Origin of the sequence: Vibrio sp. 10N.286.49.E11 (assembly GCF_041469505.1) — a bacterium.
Taxonomy (GTDB): Bacteria; Pseudomonadota; Gammaproteobacteria; order Enterobacterales; family Vibrionaceae; genus Vibrio; species Vibrio crassostreae_C.
This window is the reverse complement of record NZ_JBFRKQ010000056.1, coordinates 75,945-101,003: the sequence shown is the minus strand read 5'-3', so window position 1 is coordinate 101,003 and position 25,059 is coordinate 75,945. Positions and strand designations below refer to the sequence as shown.

General features: G+C 39.3%; 23 protein-coding genes. 12 read left to right on the top strand and 11 right to left on the bottom strand.

Going from position 1 to position 25,059, the window contains the following annotated elements; translation table 11 throughout:
* Positions 1-10: 10 nt before the first annotated feature.
* The 4 genes from AB4167_RS13380 to AB4167_RS13365 form a co-directional block, all read right to left on the bottom strand.
* Positions 11-715 carry a YjbF family lipoprotein gene (locus AB4167_RS13380; protein ID WP_372136642.1) on the bottom strand — a complete coding sequence of 235 codons (705 nt, stop codon included), beginning with the start codon at positions 713-715 and terminating at the stop codon, positions 11-13.
* 120 nt (positions 716-835) lie between these two features.
* Positions 836-1,081, bottom strand: coding sequence for a hypothetical protein (locus AB4167_RS13375; RefSeq protein WP_017060480.1), 246 nt, complete (start codon positions 1,079-1,081; stop codon positions 836-838).
* Between the two features lie 268 nt (positions 1,082-1,349).
* Positions 1,350-1,898: a sugar transferase gene (locus AB4167_RS13370; protein ID WP_136977412.1), complete on the bottom strand. Its 549-nt coding sequence runs from the start codon at positions 1,896-1,898 to the stop codon at positions 1,350-1,352.
* A gap of 112 nt (positions 1,899-2,010) precedes the next feature.
* The gene (locus AB4167_RS13365; protein WP_136977332.1) at positions 2,011-2,955 is read right to left on the bottom strand and encodes an SDR family oxidoreductase; all 945 of its coding nucleotides are present in this window, start codon (positions 2,953-2,955) and stop codon (positions 2,011-2,013) included.
* A 171-nt stretch (positions 2,956-3,126) separates the two neighbouring features.
* Between AB4167_RS13365 and AB4167_RS13360 the strand changes: the two genes are divergently transcribed.
* The 3 genes from AB4167_RS13360 to AB4167_RS13350 all read left to right on the top strand — a co-directional run bounded on the left by AB4167_RS13360 (position 3,127) and on the right by AB4167_RS13350 (position 7,483).
* Positions 3,127-5,019: a nucleoside-diphosphate sugar epimerase/dehydratase gene (locus AB4167_RS13360; RefSeq protein WP_136977334.1), complete on the top strand. Its 1,893-nt coding sequence runs from the start codon at positions 3,127-3,129 to the stop codon at positions 5,017-5,019.
* A 73-nt stretch (positions 5,020-5,092) separates the two neighbouring features.
* Entirely contained in the window at positions 5,093-6,121 is a 1,029-nt protein-coding gene (locus AB4167_RS13355) for a CDP-glycerol glycerophosphotransferase family protein (RefSeq protein WP_136977336.1), read from the top strand.
* A 48-nt stretch (positions 6,122-6,169) separates the two neighbouring features.
* Positions 6,170-7,483 carry a polysaccharide pyruvyl transferase family protein gene (locus AB4167_RS13350; RefSeq protein ID WP_240698151.1) on the top strand — a complete coding sequence of 438 codons (1,314 nt, stop codon included), beginning with the start codon at positions 6,170-6,172 and terminating at the stop codon, positions 7,481-7,483.
* A gap of 46 nt (positions 7,484-7,529) precedes the next feature.
* On the opposite strand, the gene AB4167_RS13345 is transcribed toward AB4167_RS13350, so the two are convergent.
* The 5 genes from AB4167_RS13345 to ispD all read right to left on the bottom strand — a co-directional run bounded on the left by AB4167_RS13345 (position 7,530) and on the right by ispD (position 14,219).
* Positions 7,530-9,746: a CDP-glycerol glycerophosphotransferase family protein gene (locus AB4167_RS13345; protein WP_136977338.1), complete on the bottom strand. Its 2,217-nt coding sequence runs from the start codon at positions 9,744-9,746 to the stop codon at positions 7,530-7,532.
* 23 nt (positions 9,747-9,769) lie between these two features.
* Positions 9,770-10,501: a hypothetical protein gene (locus tag AB4167_RS13340; RefSeq protein WP_136977340.1), complete on the bottom strand. Its 732-nt coding sequence runs from the start codon at positions 10,499-10,501 to the stop codon at positions 9,770-9,772.
* Complete coding sequence (locus AB4167_RS13335) at positions 10,491-11,567, bottom strand: CDP-glycerol glycerophosphotransferase family protein (RefSeq protein ID WP_136977342.1); 1,077 nt, start codon at positions 11,565-11,567, stop codon at positions 10,491-10,493. The genes AB4167_RS13340 and AB4167_RS13335 overlap by 11 nt, the downstream gene beginning before the upstream one ends.
* Positions 11,568-11,691: 124 nt before the next feature.
* Positions 11,692-12,855 (bottom strand): CDP-glycerol glycerophosphotransferase family protein, encoded by a 1,164-nt coding sequence (locus AB4167_RS13330; RefSeq protein ID WP_136977344.1) that lies wholly within the window; start codon positions 12,853-12,855, stop codon positions 11,692-11,694.
* Positions 12,843-14,219, bottom strand: a complete 1,377-nt coding sequence (gene ispD / locus AB4167_RS13325) for a 2-C-methyl-D-erythritol 4-phosphate cytidylyltransferase (protein ID WP_136977346.1) — start codon at positions 14,217-14,219, stop codon at positions 12,843-12,845. The genes AB4167_RS13330 and ispD overlap by 13 nt, the downstream gene beginning before the upstream one ends.
* A gap of 208 nt (positions 14,220-14,427) precedes the next feature.
* Between ispD and AB4167_RS13320 the strand changes: the two genes are divergently transcribed.
* From AB4167_RS13320 to AB4167_RS13300, 5 genes are all read left to right on the top strand, one after another.
* Positions 14,428-14,862: a rhodanese-like domain-containing protein gene (locus AB4167_RS13320; protein ID WP_136977348.1), complete on the top strand. Its 435-nt coding sequence runs from the start codon at positions 14,428-14,430 to the stop codon at positions 14,860-14,862.
* A gap of 106 nt (positions 14,863-14,968) precedes the next feature.
* Positions 14,969-15,436: a protein-export chaperone SecB gene (secB, locus tag AB4167_RS13315; RefSeq protein ID WP_009847959.1), complete on the top strand. Its 468-nt coding sequence runs from the start codon at positions 14,969-14,971 to the stop codon at positions 15,434-15,436.
* 178 nt (positions 15,437-15,614) lie between these two features.
* Positions 15,615-16,679, top strand: a complete 1,065-nt coding sequence (gene gpsA / locus AB4167_RS13310; RefSeq protein ID WP_136977350.1) for an NAD(P)H-dependent glycerol-3-phosphate dehydrogenase — start codon at positions 15,615-15,617, stop codon at positions 16,677-16,679.
* A 47-nt stretch (positions 16,680-16,726) separates the two neighbouring features.
* On the top strand, positions 16,727-17,548 hold the full coding sequence (gene cysE, locus AB4167_RS13305; protein WP_136977352.1) for a serine O-acetyltransferase: 822 nt from the start codon (positions 16,727-16,729) through the stop codon (positions 17,546-17,548).
* Positions 17,549-17,632: 84 nt separating this feature from the next.
* A complete protein-coding gene (locus tag AB4167_RS13300) occupies positions 17,633-18,784 on the top strand; it encodes a murein hydrolase activator EnvC (protein ID WP_136977417.1) in 1,152 nt (383 codons plus the stop codon).
* A gap of 62 nt (positions 18,785-18,846) precedes the next feature.
* On the opposite strand, the gene AB4167_RS13295 is transcribed toward AB4167_RS13300, so the two are convergent.
* The gene (locus AB4167_RS13295) at positions 18,847-19,485 is read right to left on the bottom strand and encodes a TetR/AcrR family transcriptional regulator (protein WP_017063104.1); all 639 of its coding nucleotides are present in this window, start codon (positions 19,483-19,485) and stop codon (positions 18,847-18,849) included.
* 108 nt (positions 19,486-19,593) lie between these two features.
* Positions 19,594-20,757, bottom strand: a complete 1,164-nt coding sequence (locus AB4167_RS13290; RefSeq protein ID WP_136977354.1) for a nucleotide sugar dehydrogenase — start codon at positions 20,755-20,757, stop codon at positions 19,594-19,596.
* A 152-nt stretch (positions 20,758-20,909) separates the two neighbouring features.
* Between AB4167_RS13290 and rfaD the strand changes: the two genes are divergently transcribed.
* The 4 genes from rfaD (at position 20,910) to AB4167_RS13270 (ending at position 25,021) form a co-directional block, all read left to right on the top strand.
* Entirely contained in the window at positions 20,910-21,851 is a 942-nt protein-coding gene (rfaD, locus tag AB4167_RS13285) for an ADP-glyceromanno-heptose 6-epimerase (protein WP_136977356.1), read from the top strand.
* A gap of 134 nt (positions 21,852-21,985) precedes the next feature.
* The gene (gene lpxM / locus AB4167_RS13280) at positions 21,986-22,939 is read left to right on the top strand and encodes a lauroyl-Kdo(2)-lipid IV(A) myristoyltransferase (RefSeq protein ID WP_136977358.1); all 954 of its coding nucleotides are present in this window, start codon (positions 21,986-21,988) and stop codon (positions 22,937-22,939) included.
* Between the two features lie 77 nt (positions 22,940-23,016).
* A complete protein-coding gene (locus AB4167_RS13275; RefSeq protein WP_240698152.1) occupies positions 23,017-24,330 on the top strand; it encodes an O-antigen ligase in 1,314 nt (437 codons plus the stop codon).
* Positions 24,317-25,021, top strand: coding sequence for a glycosyltransferase family 32 protein (locus AB4167_RS13270; protein ID WP_136974374.1), 705 nt, complete (start codon positions 24,317-24,319; stop codon positions 25,019-25,021). Before AB4167_RS13275 ends, AB4167_RS13270 begins: the two co-directional genes overlap by 14 nt.
* Positions 25,022-25,059 lie beyond the last annotated feature (38 nt).

Sequence of the window (25,059 nt, the reverse complement as noted above, 5' to 3'; positions counted from 1 at the left end):
ACCCTGTTCGTTAATTGCTTTGATAATGCTTAAGGACGGTTAACTCAAGCCTTGTCATATCAGGGCCTAAATACTGTATGGTTTTTACCACTTTGCCTTCGCTGTCGACCCAATATTCGTTGGTGATGTCTTGTTCTAATATTGGGAATTGAATTTTTTCTTGGAATTTCTTGGTATCGATAGACGCTAACGGAGTTTCAACCGTGTCATTTCCCACATACGTTCGGGTGATGTTCGCTTTATAGCCGAATCGATAGTTAGGTTGCCAGTCGTAAACCGCTTGCCATTTTTGAGCTCCGGGGTTGGCAGACACATCAAACGCAGAAGAAGAATCGGCTGACGAATTGTTTGCAGAAGAGAATGTATTTAACGGTTGGAATGCCAAACCAGATAGGTTTTCGTAAGGAAGCAATAGCGTTTGTACGACACGTCCATTTTCAGTGACGATCATCGCTTTGTCAGAAGACATCCACTTTAACTGCTCTGCGCCCGTTTGCGGGTTTTCACCGACGTACGCTAAGACCATGAAGATCTTACCTTGGTCATTCACTTCTGCATAAATGCTGGAATAAGGTAACGTTTGAATGTATTCCTTGGATAGCTCAACATCGGAGCTTCCAAAAAAGGCTTCATCAAAAGTAGAGTTAACGTCTTGAAACTGCTGAGAACAACCAGCAAGAAAAAGACCAAGAGATATGATTAGAGGTTTAAGCATGACGAGTTCTGCTTCCTAGCAATCTGGTTGCTGATGTCCAATATGGAAAATTAATCAATTAGATATAAAAAAACCACTTTATGCTTTCACATAAAATGGTTTTAAACGCCTACTCAAAAATTATCGAGTCGTTGTTGTCGTTGTTGCACCGCTTTCGTTAGAAGCAACCGCTACTGCTGCTGCTGCCGCTACTGCTGCTGTCGCTACTGCTACTGTTGTAGCCGTACCAGTTGCAGCTGCAGATGCACCAGCGCCTGCTGCTGTACCAGTACCTGAACCAGTACCCGCCGCTGCTGTTTCTTCAGCTGCAAATGCAGCACCTGAGAAGCTAACTGCTAATGCAGCTGCTAGAGCCATCTTTTTCATAATGATTTCCATTAATATAAACGTTTATATGTAGAAGATGATTTTCACACCCTCAAACAGTTGCTCAGCTTAAACAACTGATTGATCATGATAGATAATAACCACAATCAAGTAAATGGATAAATCATAAGCAATACCTTATAAAGCAATATTTAGGAAATAGCGTCACATAAAAATGGCCTTAGAGACTGTGGAGGTCAACAAAGCTATGTTTGTATAACGCAGAAGCCAGTACCTATGATCATAAGAGAGCGTAAACCATATCTAACTAAACCCTGTCGCCCGAGCCTTTACCTAGTACGGTTTGAATAATGTATTGAAAGTACAATTTAGTACTCAACGTCTGAATCATGCGTTGATCCCACTCCGCGAGTTTTTCCGGTGTCGACATGTCGATATCATTGATTTGAGCCAATCCCGTCACACCAGGTCTAACAGAAAGAACGCCTCTTGATTCTCTCTCATCGATAAGTTCTTGCTGGTTGAACAAACAGGGTCTTGGGCCAACTAAACTCATTTCACCTTTCAAAACGTTGTATAGCTGAGGAAGTTCATCCAGTTTCGTCTTACGTAGAAATCCACCTAATTTGGTGACAGAGCTAGCGCCAACTAAATGTGTCGCAACAGATTTTGTTTCCACTGGCATGGTGCGGAATTTGACCAAGGTGAATGGTTTTTTGTTGCGTCCTACTCGAGTTTGAAAAAAGACCGGGGAACCAGTATCAAAATATCCGAGGATACAGATGACAACAAATACAGGCCAAAGGAACAGCAGGCCGAAGAAAGCAAAAAAGAAATCTAACAAACGAATCAAAATATAAGTCCTAATAAATTCGGATTGAACACGCAGCACTGTTTAAGTGCAACTAATTAATAGAGGGTACCTGAAGAACTGATGGATAATGAAGCCATAGACCACCTGAAAAATGTCAATGTGACTTCAAGTATGCTTCTACGGTTCTTTTGATCCCTTGTTCAAAGCTTACGGGAGGTTTCCATCCCATAATTTCCTTCGTCGTTTCGATCTCAACTTGCAGGCTGCCACATACTCTTTGTGCGATGTGTTTCTTGTTTAAAACTGAGGCAGCCAATTGTATCCAAGACATAGGAATGGGCACCAGTCTCGGTGACTTACCCATAGACAAAGCAATTGTTCGCATTAACTGAGTCGTCGACACATCATGATCATCAGAAGCTAAAAAGGTATGGCCCGGAGCTGAAGGGTGCTCGCAACAAGTTAGTATCAAATCGGACAAATTATCCAAATAAACCAAGCTTCTCTGGTTCTTTATAGCACCAAACGGTAACGGAATGCCTTTATCAATCAAACGCATCATAGATAAGAAATTTGCTTTGACGCCAGGCCCATAAACTAATGGAGGCCTAATGATAACCACTTCTAGCCCTGTCTCTTTTGAAAGCTTAGCCAACTCAACTTCAGCTTCATACTTGCTCAAACCATAAGGGTCTTGCGGAGTATTCTTTAAATTCGGTTCAAAGGGTAAATTTGGCTCACTGAATTCACCGTTAACTTTAATAGAGCTGACAAATACAAACCTTTTAACGCCCGCTACAGCGGCTTGCTTCGCTAGGTTCAAAGTGCCAAGGGTGTTGATATCTCGATAGGCAGTTAAAGCACCTCGCTCACTCTCATTCATTTGATGCACTCGAGCAGCACAATGAACAACACAATCCACACCTTCGAATGCACCAGACCAATCGGTAGAAGCATCAATGGAAGGGATAACCAAGCTATTAGTTAGTGGTTCTATTTGCTTACGCACAACCGGAATGACTGCCCAGTCTCGCTTTTTGGCCAACTCAACAACTCTAGAGCCGACAAAACCAGTACTACCTGTGACTAAAATATTCATAACAAAACGGCCTCAATAGAACAAATAATGAGCGAAATTAATAGCAATGCTCCTGAGCACCACAGAACCATCAATAACATCTAGCTTACCGCACTCAACAGCATTAAAATATCTTGAATAAAAACATTGTGCAGCGATTGCTAAACAAATATCAATATCTCAGGGACAACAATGATCAAGCCAATACGAGCAATTCTCAACACCAAGCGGAAAAATAAACGCTTAATTAGTATTGGTTACGACATCTTTGCAATAGCAATGTCTATTTATCTTGCTATTGCTTTAAGGCTAGGTACATATACATTTGAGCTAGGGCTAGACGAGTGGGTCACATTACTTTTGACAATTTCAATCACGGTATTCACCTTCGCCAAACTTGGCATGTACCGAGCAGTACTACGCTATATGATGTTTCCTGCCGTCGGTAACATCTTCCTTGCTGTATTTATCTCATCTCTAACCTTAGTTATGAGCGGATTCTTTTTTCATACTTTTATCCCAAGAAGCGTTCCATTTATTTACGCTGGGTTAGCGATTCTGACCTTAGGTGGGCCAAGGATAATGATCCGCTCTGCCTATGATCAGATGATCAAACGCAAAAAACCCAATGTATTTATCTACGGTGCCGGGGCTACAGGTCGCGAACTTGCATATGCTCTAATACACGGCGATGAATATAACCCGGTTATATTATTAGATGACGACCCGAGCAAAAGGGGCAATATCTTATTTGGGCTAAAAGTCCATCACCCAAGCGAATTTGAGCATCTTCAATCTCTTTATCAGCCAGTAAAGCTATTACTAGCAATTAATAATATTAATAAAGGTAAACGATTAAGACTCGTAGAAAAATTATCTGATTGGCCTATTGCGATTCAGTCTGTCCCATCGGTAGAGGACATAGCTGCAGGTAAAGCGACTGCGACAGAGATCAAAGATCTCGACGTAGCTGATCTATTGGGTAGAGCGCCTATCACACCTGACAGTGAATTGCTGGCAAAGAATATTCATAACAAGTGTGTCATGGTAACCGGTGCCGGTGGTTCCATTGGTTCAGAGTTATGTCGTCAAATCTTGGCGCAGCAACCTAAAACATTAGTTCTATTCGAACTCAATGAGTACAACCTATACAAAATTGAACAAGAACTACTTTCTACAAAGAAAAACTTAAAGAGCCAAACTCAGATCATTGCCGCTCTAGGTTCAGTCCAAAGACAGAACCGTCTTGAAAAACTCATTAATACATATGAAATTGAGACCCTGTATCATGCTGCCGCATACAAGCATGTCCCCCTAGTCGAGGATAATGTTGTTGAAGGGATTCGTAATAATGTTTTTGGGACACTATCCTGCGCACAAGCCGCTATAAAGTGCGGTGTGAAAAACTTCACGCTAATTTCAACTGACAAAGCCGTAAGACCAACGAATGTAATGGGTGCAAGTAAACGGATGGCTGAACTCGTTCTTCAAGCGCTTGCAGATAAAGGGACAGATACTGTCTTTACCATGGTCAGGTTTGGCAATGTGTTAGGCTCTTCCGGATCGGTAGTGCCACTTTTTAAGAAGCAAATTAAAGCTGGCGGCCCTGTTACCGTTACTCATCCAGATATCATCCGTTATTTTATGCTAATACCAGAAGCTGCACAGCTTGTCATTCAAGCTGGTGCGATGGGAAACAATGGACAAGTTTTCGTACTGGATATGGGTGAACCCGTTAAAATTCTAGACCTTGCAAAACGCATGGTACATTTAATGGGAATGAAGGAAAGCCTTAATTCAAGCTCGGATGAAGGTGATGTTGAAATCAAATTTACAGGTTTAAGACCCGGAGAGAAGCTATATGAAGAGCTTCTCATTGGTGACAATGTCGAAGGAACTAGCCACGAAAAAATCATGACGGCAATGGAGAGTAAGCTCAATTGGCCAGAGATGCAGATACTATTGGACGAGCTAGACGAGTGCTGCCATGATTTTAATGTAGACTGTATAAGAAGAATACTGTTAGAGGCTCCAACAGGCTTTGTACAACATATAAATTTGAAAATCGCATCTAAGAGTGGCTAAATCACAAACTCATCGACTGCTCTTCGCTTATTTAAGGGCCAAAAGCATGGTTAAACATTAGTGGTGTAACTCAATGAAAAATCTTGTTCTCTATTTTGGCTCTTCAAAAAAAGAGCTTTACCAGGTTGATATGTGGTCCCAGCTACTGCATGAACTAAGCAAAACCTTTGCGGTAGAGATAATATTTCGCCAGCCTATGGCTTACTACACCTACAAAGGCCCATTTAAAAAGCACCTCTGCTTGCGGGCGAGTAAGCTTGAAAGCTACGTACTCAACCATGATATTGCTGCATGTATTTACGTCAACAATACCATGCTTAACTACCATATGCTTAAGTATCACCACTTTCCTCAGCTCCATATTGGCCATGGTGAGAGTGACAAGAGTTGCTCTAGCACTTTCCACTTCAATGCCTACAGCAAAGTATTGGTTGCAGGTCATGCAGCTAAAGAGCGATTATTAAAAATTGGCATAAACGATGCGAATATCGCTGTGATTGGCCGACCAAGCACAACGATAGATCCATCCCCAGAAATTGATTCCATCCGCAAACTCGCTGGCGACCGAAAAATCATTGCTTATACACCAACATGGGAAGGTGGGAGTAAGGAAACACGCTACAGTTCTATTGATGTGATCGGAGAGGAATTAATTGAATATTATCGAAATCACAGTGAGTATTTCCTTGTGTTCAAGCCTCATCCACTGATTGGTAAGAAAAGCAAAACGTCTAAGAAAGCACTTAAAGATATCAAAAAAACCATTTCAAGTAGTAATAATATCGCAATCTTTGAAGGTGATATAAACAGCCTACTCCCAATCGTGGATGGGCTCTATACCGATATTTCTAGTGTTGTTATTGATTACATGCAATACAACAAGCCATATGTCACTTATGTTCCTGAATGGGAAACCGAAAACCTCAAATACATTCAAAGCGCCAATACTTCAAAGTATGGGGATAATCTTAATGTATTGATTAGTAATCTAAATGATTTAATTAAAAAAGGCGTTAATTATTCAATTACATATAAACACTATGTATTTCAAGACGATTTAAAATCCATCACTTCAAAAATCACACTAGAAACAAAGCTTTAATAGCAGCTATATCTTTAAGCCAGGTTAGATTGATTATAGGTACAAAAATTGAAAATTTTACTACGTTCTGGAAAACTGCCATTTGAGTATATATCACCAGAGCAAACACTGAGAAACAACACCTTAGGTACAAATAGTGGAAATTTAATTTTTTCACATTCGATGCATAGAATGCTATCAGTAAAGGGGGTAGATATATCCTCAAACTACTACAAATTTAACCCTGGTCTTGCATCAGAAATTAACGATAACTACGATGCTTTTGTAGTACCACTTGCAAATGCATTTCGTAAGTCCTTCATCGAACAACTCGATGAAATGACAACTCTCATACAACGCCTAAATATTCCTGTTATTGTTGTTGGTGTTGGAGTACAAGCCACGCTTGACTACAATACTGATGCCCTTAAGCCATATACTAAAAGCATTTACAATTTTGTTACTGCTGTACTGGATAAATCAAATACAATTGGTGTTCGTGGTGAGTGTACTTACAATTTTTTAGTTAACATCGGCATACCTAAGGACAGAATTGATATTATTGGCTGCCCTTCAATGTTCTTGGATGGCGCAAACTTATCGATCACTAAGAAAAAAGAACATTTAGACAAAGAATCAAAAGTAGCGATTAATATCTCACCATATGCTAAGAAAATATTGGATATTGCTGAGCACAACCGAAACTTAATTGATGACCTAACTTACATTCCTCAAAACAATGATTCTCTAAAGCGATTAATTTGGGGGGGGAACCCAATAAACCCAAAACTACCAGACGACATTACCCATCCAATGTACATGAATGACAAAGTTCGCTTCTTCGTCGATCCTACTACTTGGATTGACCACCTTAAGGCATACGACTTTGTCTTCGGCACCCGAATTCACGGGACAATAATGGGCATTCTTGCTGGCACTCCATCGTACTTACTTGCTCACGATTCGAGGACGTTAGAACTGGCCGAATATTTTGAAATACCACACAAAAGAATTGATGCGATTAAGTCTACATGTAATGCTTTTGACTTATATCAAGAGGCAGATTATTCAAAAATGCTCAGTGGTCATATTGATCGTTTTGATCGATTTACATCTTTCATTGAAAAAAATGGGCTCAAGCATGTTTATCAATCAGGAGAAGACCATGGAGCACAGTTTGACACTCGAATTGCTACATCTGTATTTCCACGTGAAGTTACAACCCCCTATGGAGCAAATAACTTTGAAATAATTTCACGGATACAATTTCTTCATCAAGAAAATAAGCGAAATATTGCATTAAGCAATAAAACAATAAAGACGTTAAAGAAATTAACTCCAAAGCCAATTATAAGAGCTTTGCGATCACTAAAAGATATTTAACATATACTTGGCCTCAATATTGAGGCCAATATTCTACACTTGATAATTATTGCAAGTCTTTATAAATTTTATTTATAACATCAGCTGTTCGCATGCCACTTTTTCCATCGCAAGAAGATAAATAAAAACCCTTGAAGTTGTCATATTTGACTTTATCAAAATTACCGGCATTCCTGATCGATTGTAATAACTCATCAGTAGAAGGGTTCAGAACTTTATTACCAGGTAATTCATCATAATCAAAATAAAATCCTCGCTCATAATTTTCTAAATCTTCAGCATAAAAAACAATAGGCTTATTCAATAGCATTGCCTCATAAAATGCCGAAGAATAATCTGTAATGAACACGTCAGATATTATAGTTAACTTAGTCGTATCTTCAGATGAAACGTCAATAATCCTCCCTTTCTCAACCAAATTAGTAATACCAACAGGTGTTCCTTTCTTTAATATACGCTGATAGACGGCTGGGTGATGTTTGAAAAGTATCACTTCATCATCATTAAGCTGGCTTGAGATTTTTTCCAAATCAAGATCTAAGAACAAACAACGACTAGGCAGTTCTCTATATGTAGGCATATACATATAAATTTTCTTACCTTTTAAATTTGGATATGTCTCGAAAAACTCATCTCTTAATTGAGATGATTGGTTAGAATTAAAGTAAAGGTCAGTTCTTGGTGTTCCTACAGGGAAAACATCAGCTTTGTTTAAGCACATCGTATCAGCATATTCTGCTTGTATTGGTTCGCTTGAGCAAATCATATAATCTGTTTGACCATAATTAGAACTAAAGAATGTAGGATCATGACGACCAAACTTCTTAAAAAGACCTGACGCATGCCAAACATTAAATACTTTCTTTCCTTTACCATATTTGCTTAAAGGCGAGTATGGAACGGATGTTATTACAAGTCTTGCTTCCTTCAGTTTTTCTATTGTTTCTTTCGATACATCCCATGAATTTGTACAGAATACATTCATGTTTAAATAAGGAACAACAAATTTCTTGCATTCATCCATTCCTGGATAATCTATAACGATAACATCCGTTAAATTGGAAGTCGGTACAATATCTACTGATTTTTTATTGGTTGAAAGTAGTTTATCATAAACAGTGCGAATCAAGCCTGAAAAATTATGCCTATTATACATATACTTCAGGTAATTTATTATTTCATTTTTTGTTGTTTTTCTAAACTTAACTACTCTTTGTGGTTTAGATTTTACTACTATTTCAAACAACTCATCATATTCAATATCTAGTTTACTTTTAACTAATGAAAAAGTATCTTTCATTCCCGCCTTCAATATAGCATTAGAAGCAAGCTTTGATATTACAAGATGCAATGACTGCTCATCAAAATATTGCTGATTACGTGCAATACAGTCAATATAGTTAGTATATAATTGACGCATCCTATTCATAGATGGATTATCAGAGTGAAGTCTATTAACTATATAGCTTGATGCTATATTCTTTAGAAATCTTCTATACGCTAACTTTGACTCAATAGTATTGATTTCTTTAACGAGAATATTAAATATATATGAAATTGCTTTATCAAAGCTTGAAATTACTTTCTCTGTATTCCTTGTAACTGAATTAGGATTAAAGCAATAATAATATGAATACTCTGATGAAATTATATATTTACATTTCAAGTTTTTAATCAAGAACATATTCATGATTACATCTTCAAATATGTCAGGTATTGAACTATATTCTTCAGAAAAATCTGCAAGTAAATCCGTTTTAATTACTTTGTTGTGAATAGAATAGCTAATGTTATCTGACTTGCCCCAGCAACCTATTGCTTGAAGGCTATCTTTTTGATCATAAATAATAACATCACTTGGTTTATCATGCATTGATGGTTCAGCATCGGGTAACTCAGAAATTTTAAATCTTTTACCTTCAACAACATCTGCATTTTCTTCAACAGCTAAAGTCAATAAAGACTCTAATGCTTTTTCTTCCAAGTAATCATCAGAATCTAAGAAAAAAAGGTAATTCCCTTTCGCTTCCTTTATTAGTTTCAATCTATTGTAAAGGATACCTTTGTTTTCTTCATTAATTATCAGCTGAATACGACTATCTCGAAGAGCATATTTATTAATGATATCAGTTGAGCTATCATTTGATTTATCATCAATAAGAATGATTTCAAGATCTATATTATTTTTCAATACACTGTCTATACAGCGTGAAATAGTTTTTTCTGCATTATAAACTGGAATTAATATTGATAAAGTACTCATTTTACTCCCAACTCCATCATTCACTAAATTTGAGACACAATTTTAAATTTCTTTATTGATGTGATATTTTTTGTCAATCTTGGTATCGATACAACAATCATTCTAGATACAAAAAATATTGGAACTAGATGGAGTATGTTTCCTTGATGTGTATATGCCGTATATGCCAAATAACCCACCATTATAATATACATTACCAATGAATAAACTTCAGTATAAAACTCAATATTCTTTGACATTATCTCAACAAGGAGTTCATCAAAAATATACAGACTGACCGCTACAACTAGAGTACAAAAAATAAAGTATGGAACATTAAATACTGCAATAACTGAGAGGCAAAATACATTCAATAAAATATCTGCCTGAACTTCTACTGACTTAGAAAAAAACTCTTTTGCTTTATTAACTGATTTAATGAAATCTGGGTATTCCTTATGCTTCTCTGCTAGGCTCTTTTTCTTACAACTAGTGCTTTTGTAATTTACAAACATATAAGAGAGGAGTAAAAAAACAAAGCCACTTATCATCAATACCAATAAAAAAGCCAAATCATTGGTTAAAAAATCAGGCAATAACGCTTGTAGTTTATGTGGTACCGAGTTTGTCCCCATGATTAGCACAAACTGAAGTGGTACAATCATGATGACGACTTTCATCAAGCGGTTTAGCGCAATATAAAAAGATGCCATGAACAATGAGTTAATGCTAAATCTTTTGTATGTGGCTATAATACTTTTTGTTTTATTTAACATACTCTTGTCCAAGAACCTCGTCTTTAAAAACCTTCACAGAGTTATTCATTTTACCATTAAAACGTTCAGAAATAGCTTTCCTTTTTAGTCGCATATCATCACTTGATTGGGTGTCTGTTAGAAATTCAATTAAATCTGCTTGAGTTCTAATTCTAACGCCAGGACAAAACTCATCGAAGTCATAACAGAAACCATTCTCTTCTCTATATTGTTCACAGTCATAGTCATAAATTGCTATTGATCTATCAAGTATTAAGTAATCAATCACTATACTTGAATAGTCAGAGATTATAGCATCATAAGTATGCAAAAAATCATTAATTTCCGGCTCTGTCACTGGTGTCGACAACTTTATATTTTCCGAAAGAAAGCTTTGATCTTCAGGTAGAAATAAAGGGTGTGGCCGATAGTATAAAAAAATATTGTTTTGCCGCAAGAAACAATCCAACTCCATAAGATTTAAGTCATCAAATTTAAAAAATGATGGCTTCTCATTGTAACGCCATGTTGGTGCATATAAAACTTTACGAGAACTGTCAGTAATAGAGTCATTTCTACTCAATTCAATAATTCTGTCCGTTCTTGGCTGTGAAGCATATATGAATTTTTTTATTGGGCAGCCAAACATATTAGAGAGAATTTTTGCCACCTCTTCTGTCGGTGCAAAATGATAAGTGAAGTTTGATTGATTTAAATAATAATAGATACGCTTTAGTACACTAACCTTACTCTCAAGTAGCCCAGAAGCTTTAACTGGAATGCCATGGCCAAGGTGTAAAACAGTTCGATTTATCGCCAAACCAAAACCTTGAACTGGCATATCAAAGTACGAACAAACCCACACAGCAGATCGAAGACAATAGATTTTATCAGCTAATGTATTGTTACTGATAAAATAATCGCCATACTCTTCTGTCAGCTTAGCTCTCTCTTCAGCATCCCTAATAACAAACTTACACTGATAATAAGAATTATTAGCAATATAGTCTTCAAATAAATATTTTGAATTTGAAGTAAAATCTCCTTTAAAGGAAGACATAAAAATAATTCGCTTTTCTTTCTGCATTGGAATACATAATAAACCCAATAATAAAGTAGAAAAAAAACGATATATTCTTAGTAATGTGTATTTATTCAAAATCAGCCACCAAAACGGTGTTGATAAAAATTCAACACCGTTGTTATGTCTATTATTTTCCAGTCAATGAATATAGAGCTAGTTTAAATTCATCAAATGCATTTTCGGGACACTCACCCATGACATATTGACGATACTCTTGCCTTTCCTTATACCTATTATCTACAGGATCATTATTGCTGAAAAAATATTTAACATCTTTTCCATGAATAACATTGCAACACTTTGCTATAGGAAAGGCTTCTTCAAAATCCTCTTCCTTGTACGGGTTAGTGATGTAGATAGGTTTATTAAAATACAAATAATCTGATATAACACTTGATACATCAGAGATTAACAGATCAGACCGACTCATTTGCATGTATATATCAGATGCAGAATCAAAAACTACTGAACTATTTTCTTGATATTTTTGCTTTAATTCTTCAACTTTAGCTGAAAAGGCTTTATTAACTGTACCAGTAAAAGGATGTAGACGGACAATTACATCCAAATCAATAGCAACTAACTGCTCAAGTAAGGACTCCATCATAACAACTACTGATGAATAGCTGGAATCTGAATGAGCGCCTTCCCATGTTGGTGCATATAAAACAGTTTTCTTTTTAGGTGAACCATCGCCTACTTGCATGTCAGCCATCTGAATCGCAACATTAGGGCGTCCTACCTTAAAGAAATAATTATCGGGAAGGGTAATATTATTTCGCTTAAATCTATCTATATGCGCATCTCCGGCAACAAAAGAGTGATCATACATTTTGAATAAGTTATGAGCACTGGATAATTTGTCACTATCACCGTGTCCAATAAAAACATGTTTTATATCAAGATCACGGACAAGATGGATATTGTTCCCAGTATTCGCTGTATAGAGAACAACTTTAACATCAGGTGCAGAAACTAAATTAGAAATATCACCCGCTTTAGGTATGTATAAAACTGGAATATTAGTTTCATCTTCCAATTCTAACCCGTGTAATTTCCGAACTACAATTACTACATCATTACCAAGTTGCTCAATAACAGGTAACCACATCCTAACTTGGTATAAGCTTTTTGCTGTCCCGCAATGGTGCAAAACAATAGGAGTGCTAATTTTCTCTTTATGGCTTAGCCCATCATGTAGATGGGCTTGAGCTTTTTTCAAAATAATACGTCCAAGGGCAAAAGTTTTTTTAACCCCTTTTTTGAAAAAGTAATCACTTACAACTGACATCTAAAATTCACTCCAGTGACATCATTTGTCAGAGCAATCAATGTAACGTCTGCAACTTCTTCCGGCGTTAGTAACGTTGACTGGCATTCAATACCAAAGTTCTTTTCTCGCATCGGTGTTTTTGTACGATCTGGCGTTACACAGTTGATTCGAACATTATGTGGTGCCCATTCTTCGCCTAACGCCTGGGTCAGGTTGACAATCGCTGCTTTTGTCGATGAGTAAACCGAGTAGAACGCACGACCGCGGGTATAAGAGCTAGAACTGAACAAAATCAAGCTGCCTTTGGTTTCTTTGAGATAATTGAAACCAATGCGCGCCAAATTGAAGTTTGAGATAAGGTTAACATCAATATCTTCGCGGATTTCAACCTCGGTCGTTTGAGCAAGTGGTTTCTTGTTCAAGCTGCCGGTTGTGTTCACGATCGCATCAATTCTGCCATGCTTAACATGGATATCAGCTAAGAATTTTTCAATTGCCGCAGAGTCAGTGATCGATGCTCCCGTCTCGGTACGAGAGAACGAGTAAATTAAAGCACCGCTGCCATCGAGTTTTTCGATCACGCTCTTGCCAATACCGTAACTACCACCGAAAATTACGACAACCTTATCTTTAAACTTAGTCAGGTCAACTGGCAAGTTGGCGACATCTTTCTGATTAAGTTGGAAAAGAATATCAGCAACTTGGATATCATTTGGATTGGTGATTTTAATATTATTGTAATCACCATATACTACCTTGATACCCACTTCAGGTAGGAAGTGCTTAACAACTCCGCAATCGTCAGTAACCACAAAATCAGGATCTTGGGCCATAAGTTCATAAGCATGAAGCAATGTTGACAGCTTAAAGCCCTGAGGTGTTTGTCCCTGGTATAGCTCACTACGTTTCGGAATGTCAGCAATACAGCCACCTTTGACTTTAATGATGGTGTCTGTACATGGAACCGCTACGTCGACAGATTCATGCTCGTCAAGGTCATGAATACAGCGGTTAATGATATCGCTTGAAATGAATGGCCTTACACTATCATGGATAAGAACCTTAACCTTAGAAGCCTCATGCCTTGCTTTGATACATGCTAGCGCCGAACGAGTCGAGTCTGCCCGCTCCTTGCCACCACCAACGATATTGGTCACCTTGCTTGAAGATTGCAAGTTGACAATATTCTCAACCCTTTCAATGTACTCGGCCTTACAAACGACAACGATTTCGTCGATAAGCGCATGTTCTTCAAAAGCGGCTAAAGTGTGCTCAAAAACTGTTTTACCTGATAATTTTACAAATTGTTTTGGCAAGTCTCCACCAAATCGGCTACCCACGCCACCGGCTAAAATCACAGCTATGTTTGTATATTTCGACATTTTTGACCTTTAGAACACGAACTTATAAACGGGGCAAAATTATAAACTAAAATATGAGAATAACCTAATACCACGGGCAAAGCCTCTCCCCAATTTAAAAAGACGCCCTCTTTAGAGAAAGTCGTACTTCTTATGTATTCTCATTTCTATTGTCGTTATACTCCTAATCTATAATTTTTTCGCCCAATAACGAATAAGAGTTCAAGACATGCAAGAGTTAGTTCCATTTGTTCAAGAGAATATGATTTTAGCCATCGTATGGGTTGGCTTGGTTGTTGCCATCATTGCGAACGTAATCAAAACATCAAACGCAGCCTACAAAGAGATCACGGCAGCGCAAACTACACAGCTGATCAACCGTGAAAACGGCATTGTGGTTGATATTCGTACTAAAGATGAGTTCAAAAAGGGCCATATTACTGACGCACTTCACATTTTACCGTCAGACATCAAATCAAATAACTTGGGAAGCCTTGAAAGCCGTAAAGCTGACCCAATCATCGTAGTATGCAAGACAGGTCAAACTGCTCAAGAAAGCGCTAACTTGCTGGTTAAAGCAGGCTTCGAAAACGTAAGCGTACTGAAAAGTGGCTTAGTGGCTTGGAGCGAAGCGAATCTACCTTTAGTTAAAGGTAAAAAATAGGTTAAAGGCAAGAAGTAAGCTGACCTGATTCAACGAATATGACTTTAAGGTTTTGTCCGGCAGATATGACGAACAAAACCTAATTTAAATTTTTAAGGACAAGAAAATGGCTGAAGCAGCACAACAAGACGCACAACAAAACTTCGCAATCCAACGTATCTTCCTAAAAGACGTATCTTTCGAAGCGCCAAACTCTCCAGACATGTTTCAAAAAGAGTGGAACCCAGATGTAAAACTGGATCTAGACACTCAAAGCCGTGAACTTGGCGAAGGCGTGTACGAAGTAATTCTACGTCTAACGGTTACAGTTAAGAACGCAGAAGACACAGCATTCCTTTGTGAAGTTCAGCAAGGCGGTATCTTCTCTGCAAGCGAAATGGAAGCTGGTCAACTGGCTCATTGCCTTGGTGCATTCTGCCCGAACATCCTGTTCCCATACGCTCGTGAAACGATTTCTAGCCTAGTGGTTAAAGGTACGTTCCCACAACTGAACCTAGCACCTGTAAACTTCGATGCTTTGTTCATGAACTACCTACAGAACCAAGCTCAGCAAGCTGAAGGCGAACAGGCTTAAGTCTCAAAGTAGAACTTAACTCTAACGATTCAAGCGCTAGTTCGCTTTTAAATGCACATCGCAACTTCTGCGATGTGCATTTTTTCTTTACACTGTACTAAAGTTGAAAGCTCTTCTTATTTTAGTGGAAAGCTTTTCCAGAATTCTTCGATTTCCCTCAATATTTTTAGGTGGAAGCATGACAGACACAACTCACCCGACCAACACGACAGACGCTTACGGTAAAGACAGCGCTTACGGAAAAGAGATCGCCATGACTGTCATTGGTGCAGGTTCTTACGGAACCTCTTTAGCTATCTCTCTAGCGCGTAACGGTGCAAACGTTGTTCTTTGGGGGCATGACCCTGCTCATATGGCTCGCCTTGAATCTGAGCGCGCTAATAATGAGTTCCTGCCAAATATCGACTTTCCAGAAAGCCTAATCATCGAATCCGATCTTGAGAAAGCAGTAACAGCAAGTCGTGACCTTCTCGTTGTTGTACCTAGCCACGTGTTTGGTATTGTTCTAAACAGCCTGAAACCTTACTTAGGTACGGATTCTCGCATCTGTTGGGCGACCAAAGGCCTAGAGCCAGAAACAGGCCGCTTACTTAAAGATGTCGCGCACGATGTGCTGGGGGATGGGTACTCGCTAGCGGTTCTATCAGGGCCTACTTTTGCCAAAGAGTTAGCGATGGGCATGCCAACGGCTATCTCTGTCGCTTCACCAGATGAAGTTTTCTTAGAAGAGCTTCAAGAAAAAATTCACTGCGGTAAAACATTCCGCGTGTACGCAAACTCAGATTTCATTGGTATGCAGCTTGGCGGCGCAGTGAAGAACGTTATCGCAATTGGCGCAGGCATGTCGGATGGTATTGGCTTTGGTGCCAATGCACGTACCGCGCTTATCACTCGCGGTTTAGCTGAGATGAGCCGATTAGGTGCAGCTCTTGGGGCGCAACCAGAAACCTTCATGGGCATGGCAGGGTTGGGTGACTTAGTACTAACCTGTACTGATAACCAATCGCGTAACCGTCGCTTCGGTTTAGCGTTAGGTTCCGGTAAAGATGTTGATACTGCACAAGAAGAAATTGGCCAGGTGGTAGAAGGCTATCGCAACACTAAAGAAGTTTGGTTACTATCAGAACGTATGGGCGTTGAGATGCCAATTGTTGAACAAATTTACCAAGTGCTGTATCAAGGAAAGGATGCACACTTAGCTGCGCAAGATCTGCTTGCTCGAGACAAGAAGTCAGAGCGATAACATCGCTTATTAAGTCGTGGAATGAAATAGATAAAATGGATGGAAAAATGAAACACTGTGAACAGCAAAAGGTTTGGCAATGCATTGTGAAGGAAGCTCGACAGCAGTCAGAGCAAGAACCTATGCTTGCGAGTTTTTACCATGCCACCATTATCAACCACGAAAGCTTAGGCGCTGCGCTTAGCTACATCCTAGCAAATAAGCTAAAAACAGCATCAATGCCAGCAATGGCAGTGCGTGAAGTGGTTGAACAAGCATTCAAGCAGGACCAATCGATTATTGATGCGGCCGCTTGTGATATTTGCGCGACGGTAAATCGAGACCCTGCGGTTGAGATGTACTCGATGCCTCTGCTTTATCTAAAAGGCTACCACGCTCTTCAAGGTTACCGAGTGGCTAACTGGTTGTGGATGCAAGGCCGTATTGCGCTTGCCACTTACCTACAGAACCAAATTTCGGTTGCTTGCCAAGTGGATATTCACCCAGCGGCTCGTATCGGTAAAGCGATCATGCTCGACCACGCGACAGGTATTGTGATTGGTGAAACCGCTGTCGTTGAAAATGATGTATCGATTCTTCAAGACGTTACTTTAGGTGGTACGGGGAAAGAAGGTGGCGATCGTCACCCTAAGATCCGCGAAGGCGTAATGATTGGTGCTGGCGCTAAAATCCTTGGCAATATTGAAGTGGGTGAAGGCGCTAAGATTGGCTCTTGCTCTGTAGTTCTGCAGGCTGTACCACCTCATACTACCGTGGCGGGCGTGCCAGCAAAGATCGTAGGTAAACCTAAAACTGACAAACCATCTTTAGACATGGATCAGGGGTTTAACGGTCGCTCTCAGAACTTCATCCATGGTGATGGGATTTAAGAGCAGGTTCGGGATTCAACGAATAACCGATAGCCGAGATGCAAAAAGATTTAAAAGCAGCTGTTGATCATGAATAAGAGCAAAATGACGATAATGATGAAACAAATTCGAGCCATTAACCGGACTCTTTTGATATCTGCCAGCCTTTGTGTTGCTCTTTTATCTACATCGTCATTTGCCGCCTCTCAGGGGGAACTGAAAGGCGTATCAAGCGAAATCTCTCGTCAACAGAAAGCGCTCTCTTCCCAGCAAAAGAAACTCGATAGCCTACAGGCAAACCTCAAGAAGCAGGAGCTGTCCATCGCTTCACTTGAAAAAGCGATTCTAGACAGTAAAAAGCAGCTCAATACCGCTAATGCTAATATTGCTAATTTAGACACAAAGATTAAAGCGCTTACGGCTCAGAAAAAAGTCCAGACAGACAAGTTAGAGCAGCTCATTCAGACTTACTACATGACGAGTCGAGCTAAGGCTTCTTCTCACATTCTCAACACCGGTGTAGAAGAAGATCGCATCAGTCATTATTACCAGCACCTTGCCAAAGCTCGCTCCGCAACCATTAAAACGATTGAACAGACGCAACTTGAATTAGAAGAAAGCCACAAACAGCGTCAACTCGAGCAAGAACAAATCGCAACATTGTTAAAACAGCAAACCACCAAGCGTGACAAGTTGTCTCAGACTCAAACACAACGTAAGAAAACCGTTGGCAGTATTAAGAAGAATATTTCTGGCGACAAAAATTACTTGGCTGAACTTCAGCGAAATGAAACTCGCCTGAAAGCTGAAATAGCAAAAGCAGAAAAAGCGGCTCGAGAACGACGTAATGCCGTCCCGATGGATGGCCTAGCAAAACGTAAAGGTAAGCTACCTTGGCCGATCAAAGATAAAGTTCTACATAGCTACGGTTCTCGCCAAACGGGTCAAATCAACTGGAAAGGCATGGTGATCAACGCCAAGTACGGTCAGCAGGTGAAATCGGTTTACTCAGGCACGGTGGTATTTGCCGAGTATCTGCGCGGTTATGGTTTAGTGGTTCTTCTCGACCATGGTAAAGGTGATATGACGCTCTATGGCTTTAACCAAGCACTACTAAAGAAAGAAGGTGACAAGGTTAAAGCGGGTGAAGCCATCGCGCTTGCAGGTGACACTGGCGGCCAAACACGCCCATCATTGTACTTTGAAATTCGTAGAAACAGCCAAGCTCAGAATCCAAAGAGTTGGTTGGTTAGGTAAAGAGCAGATACGGGATGCGAGTATCTTTCTTCGAATCCCGTATACCGCTTACTCGTCTCTTTCTATTTAGAGTTCAACGCCCTTACACCATCTTCCAACAATGTCAGCTGTTCAAAACCTTGCGCGGTCGCAATTGGTTTAACGGTCGCTATCATCTGCAGCATTCCTTGATGAACGACTTGCTCGGTAATTTGGGCTTTTGGAGACATCGCAGACTGATACGCCAACCAACCCGATGCGATCAAGTGAAGAGAAGTGACCATCGATTTCATTTCCGTATCCGTTGCTTTGAGCAGGTTCAACTCAACGAAGGCTCGCATGATATCGACAAGATTCGTTTGCAGCTTTTCTTGTACGGCCATGTAATCAAGGTGGAGTTTTTCATCACGTGACAATATTTCAGGCAGATTCGCATAGAAGAATCGGTACTTCCACATCAGTGTGAAGATAGAATCTAAGTAAGTCTTTAGTAACGTCAGGCTTTCTTGTTGGCCTTGAATCGGTGTGAACCTTTCAAGTAACTCTGTCGAATAGAGAGTAAAGATGTCACGGACAATTTCTTGCTTGTTGCGGAAATGGTAGTAGAGGTTACCAGGGCTAATCTCGATATGCTCAGCAATATGATTGGTCGTAATACTACGCTCACCGTGCTCATTAAAAAGCTCTAGAGCAGCGTAAACAATCTTGTCACGTGTTTTCATTAGTTATTAGTATCCCTATCCGTTTAGAGGTTCAGTATATCGCCACTAAACGGATAGATCGAGCTGTTAACATCTGGTCTAATTAGCATTAGCTAAAATAAAACCAGATCAATCACTGCCAAAGAGGTCTCGCGTGTAAACCTTATCTGCAACGTCTGCGATCTCTTCTACCATTCGATTAGAAACAATCACATCGGACACCGCTTTGAACTCAGCAAGATCAGAATAGACTTTCGAGTTAAAGAAGTGCTCTTCTTTCAATACCGGTTCAAACACGACGACTTCGATGCCTTTGGCTTTTAAACGCTTCATGATCCCTTGGATGGAAGAAGCACGGAAATTGTCAGAGCCCGCCTTCATGATCAAACGATAAATACCGACAATTTTAGGCGAGCGCTTAATAATTGAATCCGCAATGAAGTCCTTACGAGTACGGTTAGCATCGACAATGGCACCGACAATGTTGTTTGGTACATCTTGGTAGTTCGCTAATAGCTGTTTGGTATCTTTGGGTAAGCAGTAGCCACCGTAGCCAAACGAAGGGTTGTTGTAGTGACTGCCAATTCGAGGGTCTAAGCCAACACCTTCGATGATCTGACGAGAATCCAAGCCATGCGCTTCCGCGTAAGAATCAAGCTCATTGAAATAAGAAACTCGCATCGCTAGGTAGGTATTTGAGAACAGTTTTACTGCTTCTGCTTCTGTTGAGTTAGTAAACAAAACATCGATGCTTTCTTTTTCTGCGCCTTCAACCAGCAGATTCGCAAACACTTTAGCGCGTTCAGAACATTCACCAACGATAATACGTGATGGGTGTAGATTATCGTACAGGGCCTTGCCTTCACGCAAAAACTCCGGTGAGAACATGACGTTTTCGCAGTTCAGCTCTTGCTTAATACGCTCGGTATAGCCAACCGGCACCGTTGATTTAATAACCATCACCGCATCAGGATTGATCTCCATGACGTCTTTGATGACAGATTCTACAGAGCTGGTATCAAAATAATTGTTTTTAGGGTCATAATCGGTAGGTGTAGCAATGATGACAAATTCAGCATTTTTGTAAGCGGCTTTATCCGTTGTTGCCATGAAGTTCAGCGTCTTATTTGATAGAAAGTGCTCAATCTCATTATCTACAATCGGTGACTGCTTATTATTCAGCATTGTCACTTTTTCATCGATGATATCTACCGCGACTACTTCATGATGTTGTGCTAACAGCATTGCGTTTGATAGACCCACATACCCAGTACCGGCTACTGCAATCTTCATGATAATACCTATAGTTTTGAGTAATTAACTCAACATAATTTATAACTTAGCTTGCCGTATCATACTCTGGTTGGGGAATTATTCCACTAGCCCGCTTTATCCATTCCTTGCTATACTCGTGACAGTTTTGTATTCAAAAGAGTTAGAAAATTATGATTATCGTAACGGGTGGTGCTGGCATGATTGGCAGCAATATTGTTAAGGCGCTTAATGAAGCGGGCCACAACGATATTCTAGTCGTCGACAACTTAAAAGATGGTAAGAAATTTAAGAACCTTGTAGACCTAGACATCACGGATTACATGGATCGTGATGACTTCCTAACTCAAGTCATGGCCGGTGATGATTTTGGTCATATTGAAGCTGTTTTCCATGAAGGAGCATGCTCTGCTACCACTGAGTGGGATGGCAAATACATGATGCTCAACAACTATGAATACTCAAAAGAGCTACTCCATTACTGTGTTGAACGTGAAATTCCTTTCTTGTATGCCTCTTCAGCTGCAACTTACGGTGAAACCGACACTTTCATTGAAGAACGAGAGTACGAAGGTGCATTGAATGTCTACGGCTATTCAAAACAACAATTTGATAACTACGTTCGCCGCTTAACCGCGGATGCAGCAGCACACAACGAAAAGCTTTCGCAAATCGTAGGGTTTCGTTACTTCAATGTTTATGGTCCACGCGAGCAACACAAAGGCAGCATGGCCTCTGTCGCTTTCCACCTAAACAACCAAATGAATTCCGGTGAAAACCCGAAATTGTTCGCAGGTAGCGAAACCTTTAAGCGTGATTTTGTGTATGTCGGTGATGTTGCAGCAGTAAACCTGTGGTTCTTAGAAAATGGTGTTTCTGGCATCTTTAACCTAGGCACCGGCAATGCTGAGTCGTTTGAAGAAGTCGCCAAGGCAGTTATCAAGCACCATGGTAAAGGCGAAATCGAAACGATTCCTTTCCCTGAGCATTTAAAAGGTGCTTACCAAGAATTCACTCAAGCAGACCTAACGAAGCTTCGCGGTACAGGTTGCGATATCGAGTTTAAAGCAGTAGCCGATGGCGTTGCTGAGTACATGAAGATCGTAAACGCTTAACGGTATATTTCAGATTAGGACCAATAATACACCCTACTTTTAGCGTGTATTATTGGGAATGTCTAACGAATATAATCATTCCCAGAGTGACCGATATTAAGTTAACTCTCTGATTTAAATAATGTAGTGAATGAATGACCACACAACGCAATGATTTTGATCCAAAAGCTTACAATCCTGAGTTTGAATGGGGTTTTCTAGCACCTAAATACTGGGGAACTTGGATTGCTGTTTTGTTATCGTCTTTAGTCTGCTTCTTACCTAATAGCATTCGTTTAGCATTAGCTAAGTTTATGGCTAAGCAAGCTGTAAAAATTAAGAATAAGGCTAACCGCCGGGCTCGAGTGAATCTTGAGATGTGTTTCCCTGAGCAATCTATCGAAGAGCGCGAAGAAACTCTCTATCAGTCATACGTTACTTCCATCTCATTTTTGATGGGATTTGCTTCACTGACACTCAAGAGTAAAACTTGGCTAGAGAATAACACTGCGATAAACGGCCTGAGCAATCTAACCGATATTACAGACAGTGGCGAGAATGTGATCTTGCTGGTGCCACACACATGGGCTATCGATATCCCAGCGGTATTATTAGCTTCACGCAATTTACCTGTATCTGCGATGGCGAAAGCACAAAAAAACAAACTCAGTGACTGGCTAATGCACCGACAGCGCGTGCAATACGGCGGTCGTGTTTATGATCGCAGCGGTGGTATCAAACCTTTCATCAAGTCGGTACGTGATGGGTACCTGGGTTACTACCTCCCTGATGAAGATCTTGGCCGTGAGCACAGTGTCTTCGTTGACTTTTTCGCGACTCAAAAAGCAACTATCTCAGGCCTTGGTCGCCTATCAAAACTCAGTAAAGCTAAAATTGTGCCCTTGTTTGCTCAATACGATAGCAGTACAGGCCAATACGCCTTGGACTTCTACCCTGCTCTACCCTTCCCAACAGGAAGCGAAGAAGAGGACGCACGTATGATGAACCAATGTATTGAAAATTACGTGAGCAAAAACCCAGAGCAATATATGTGGATCTTAAGACTGCTTAAGACTCGCCCTGAAACCCATACCAACCCTTATAAGTAATTATCACCTTGAATTTGTCACAAAAAAACAACAACTTGTTTAGCCTAATTATGCTTATAAGTATTTTGGGGTACTTCATGTTTAAAACATCTTATCGTTATCTTGGTGATGTCTTTCAAGCTCTACTATATCTAGGAACTTTAGGTGCTTTATACCTACATAAGGTCAATATTTTAAAGTGCCGTGTAGTACAGCTTTTCTTGTTATCAATTCTCTTACAAACGATCAGTTGGTATAACTTACACCTCTTAGACCCTACTTATCCCAATGAGTTATCACTTACTTGGTTGGGTTACCTATTTATATTCTTTACAGTTGCACTATGGCTCAAAGGCAATCAAAAGAAAATAAATGCCACGATGCTTGCTTTTGTTATCGGTACTATACTTACGTGTTTACTGCACTCAAAGAACATTCATGCCGATTTCATAAAGGTCATTAGTGGTTTAAGAACTGATTACCATTTCATGAATGCAAACCATTCAGCAGCTCTTCTTGCTACGTCTTTAGCCATAATTACGTATCTGACTTCAAAGTTAGCGTCCAACATAAAATATATGACATTATTACTAATACTTTCAGCAATAGTCATTTTTCTATTGATGGGAACTCAGTCTCGTTCAGCTTATGTCGCATTAGTAATACCATTTTCAATTTTAATCTATTACGGCGGTAAAAATAGTAAAAAGAACTTAGCTTTTACTGTTTCAATTACTGTGTTAACAATTGGTAGCTTTATTTACTCTTCCATGCCCCGAGTAAAATCCGAAGCTGAAGTCTTTCAAAAAAAATATGAACATAATGTTGAAGTTAATAATGAAAAGTCACGCCCTATAACAGCTAAACCTAAGTTACCTTTAACGAAGAAAGTAGAAGACTTGAACCAAGAGCAAGAACTACTCGAGCGTTTAAGTTTAAGAGAAAACATGGTTAAAAAATTAGCTCATCTCTCTGAGAATATACCTTACACACCTGTAGGCTTCCGCTTTCATTTCTGGATAGATACTGTTAAACAATCCCTATACAACCCGATTTTTGGTCTAGGAAATAATGCAAATAAATACATATTAGAACATTCTGATCACAAGAAAATATATAAAAAGAAAAAATTTAGACATCTTCATAATAGCTACATGGAGATTGTAGCGTCCTATGGTTTACTTGGTATATTATTGATAGGCTATTTATATTTTTATGTTTTCAGTGTTGTGAAAAATAATGGCGGGAAGGAAGTACTAATTCTTGCTGTATGCCTATACTCATTGTTGGGTGTTATAAACATTTTTGAGTCATATATTTTTGTAAAAAGTGGAGTTTTAATTCATACACTAACTCTCGGGATATTATATAGTTACAAATTCAAAGGTGAGGTTGAAAATGAAGCAAAATAGAACAATTCACGCGATCTGGTTGGGAGGAACTCCAAATAGTTTCTCTAATGCATGTATCGATGATTGGGAAAAACAGGGATTTACTTATAAACTTTGGTTAGATGATAACCCTGTAATAATCGACTTGATAGATGGCTGTGATTTTGCTCGAGAATGCTATAAGAGAAAACTCTATGCTTTCGTCACCGATTACTTACGCCTAAAAATATTGTCTTTGGAAGGTGGTCTCTATTTAGATACAGACGTAACAATTACCAAAGATCCCTTCCCACTATTTGATGATTTGTCTTTTTCCGCTGGGTGGGAAAGTGATAAATTTCTTGGAAATGCAATAATTTACGCCAATAAAAACTCAAAAATATTGGCGAAACTTGTTCATTTCTATGAAAACGAAATAATGTCATCTTCACTATATATGGGACCTAAGGTTTTATCCTACAAGTTAACTCACGATGGTTTCCAAGAATTGGAACCATGTCGATTGTATGAACAAGCTTATTTTTATGCATATGATGGAAAGAAACTATTAGATATAAATAGTCATACACCTCGCTACATGACTCACTGGTATCAACATTCTTGGAAAAGTAATAAAGGTATAGTATTTCTAAAATCCAAGCATAAAAACTTCTGGGGAAAGCTCTATACTCACCAAAAATACCTATTCAAACTTAAAAACAAGTTTAGATAAGTGAAAGGGGTATTAAGCCCCTTCCCCCAAGAAAGCAA

Coding starts and splice junctions, on each gene's coding strand:
- AB4167_RS13335 (WP_136977342.1), bottom strand. CDS start 11,567: ATGCAGAAAGAAAAGCGAATTATTTTTATGTCTTCCTTTAAAGGAGAT.
- AB4167_RS13360 (WP_136977334.1), top strand. CDS start 3,127: ATGATCAAGCCAATACGAGCAATTCTCAACACCAAGCGGAAAAATAAA.
- rfaD (WP_136977356.1), top strand. CDS start 20,910: ATGATTATCGTAACGGGTGGTGCTGGCATGATTGGCAGCAATATTGTT.
- AB4167_RS13300 (WP_136977417.1), top strand. CDS start 17,633: ATGACGATAATGATGAAACAAATTCGAGCCATTAACCGGACTCTTTTG.
- AB4167_RS13295 (WP_017063104.1), bottom strand. CDS start 19,485: ATGAAAACACGTGACAAGATTGTTTACGCTGCTCTAGAGCTTTTTAAT.
- AB4167_RS13290 (WP_136977354.1), bottom strand. CDS start 20,757: ATGAAGATTGCAGTAGCCGGTACTGGGTATGTGGGTCTATCAAACGCA.
- AB4167_RS13375 (WP_017060480.1), bottom strand. CDS start 1,081: ATGAAAAAGATGGCTCTAGCAGCTGCATTAGCAGTTAGCTTCTCAGGT.
- AB4167_RS13365 (WP_136977332.1), bottom strand. CDS start 2,955: ATGAATATTTTAGTCACAGGTAGTACTGGTTTTGTCGGCTCTAGAGTT.
- AB4167_RS13345 (WP_136977338.1), bottom strand. CDS start 9,746: ATGAGTACTTTATCAATATTAATTCCAGTTTATAATGCAGAAAAAACT.
- AB4167_RS13355 (WP_136977336.1), top strand. CDS start 5,093: ATGAAAAATCTTGTTCTCTATTTTGGCTCTTCAAAAAAAGAGCTTTAC.
- lpxM (WP_136977358.1), top strand. CDS start 21,986: ATGACCACACAACGCAATGATTTTGATCCAAAAGCTTACAATCCTGAG.
- gpsA (WP_136977350.1), top strand. CDS start 15,615: ATGACAGACACAACTCACCCGACCAACACGACAGACGCTTACGGTAAA.
- cysE (WP_136977352.1), top strand. CDS start 16,727: ATGAAACACTGTGAACAGCAAAAGGTTTGGCAATGCATTGTGAAGGAA.
- AB4167_RS13270 (WP_136974374.1), top strand. CDS start 24,317: ATGAAGCAAAATAGAACAATTCACGCGATCTGGTTGGGAGGAACTCCA.
- AB4167_RS13320 (WP_136977348.1), top strand. CDS start 14,428: ATGCAAGAGTTAGTTCCATTTGTTCAAGAGAATATGATTTTAGCCATC.
- AB4167_RS13330 (WP_136977344.1), bottom strand. CDS start 12,855: ATGTCAGTTGTAAGTGATTACTTTTTCAAAAAAGGGGTTAAAAAAACT.
- AB4167_RS13340 (WP_136977340.1), bottom strand. CDS start 10,501: ATGTTAAATAAAACAAAAAGTATTATAGCCACATACAAAAGATTTAGC.
- secB (WP_009847959.1), top strand. CDS start 14,969: ATGGCTGAAGCAGCACAACAAGACGCACAACAAAACTTCGCAATCCAA.
- AB4167_RS13380 (WP_372136642.1), bottom strand. CDS start 715: ATGCTTAAACCTCTAATCATATCTCTTGGTCTTTTTCTTGCTGGTTGT.
- ispD (WP_136977346.1), bottom strand. CDS start 14,219: ATGTCGAAATATACAAACATAGCTGTGATTTTAGCCGGTGGCGTGGGT.
- AB4167_RS13275 (WP_240698152.1), top strand. CDS start 23,017: ATGTTTAAAACATCTTATCGTTATCTTGGTGATGTCTTTCAAGCTCTA.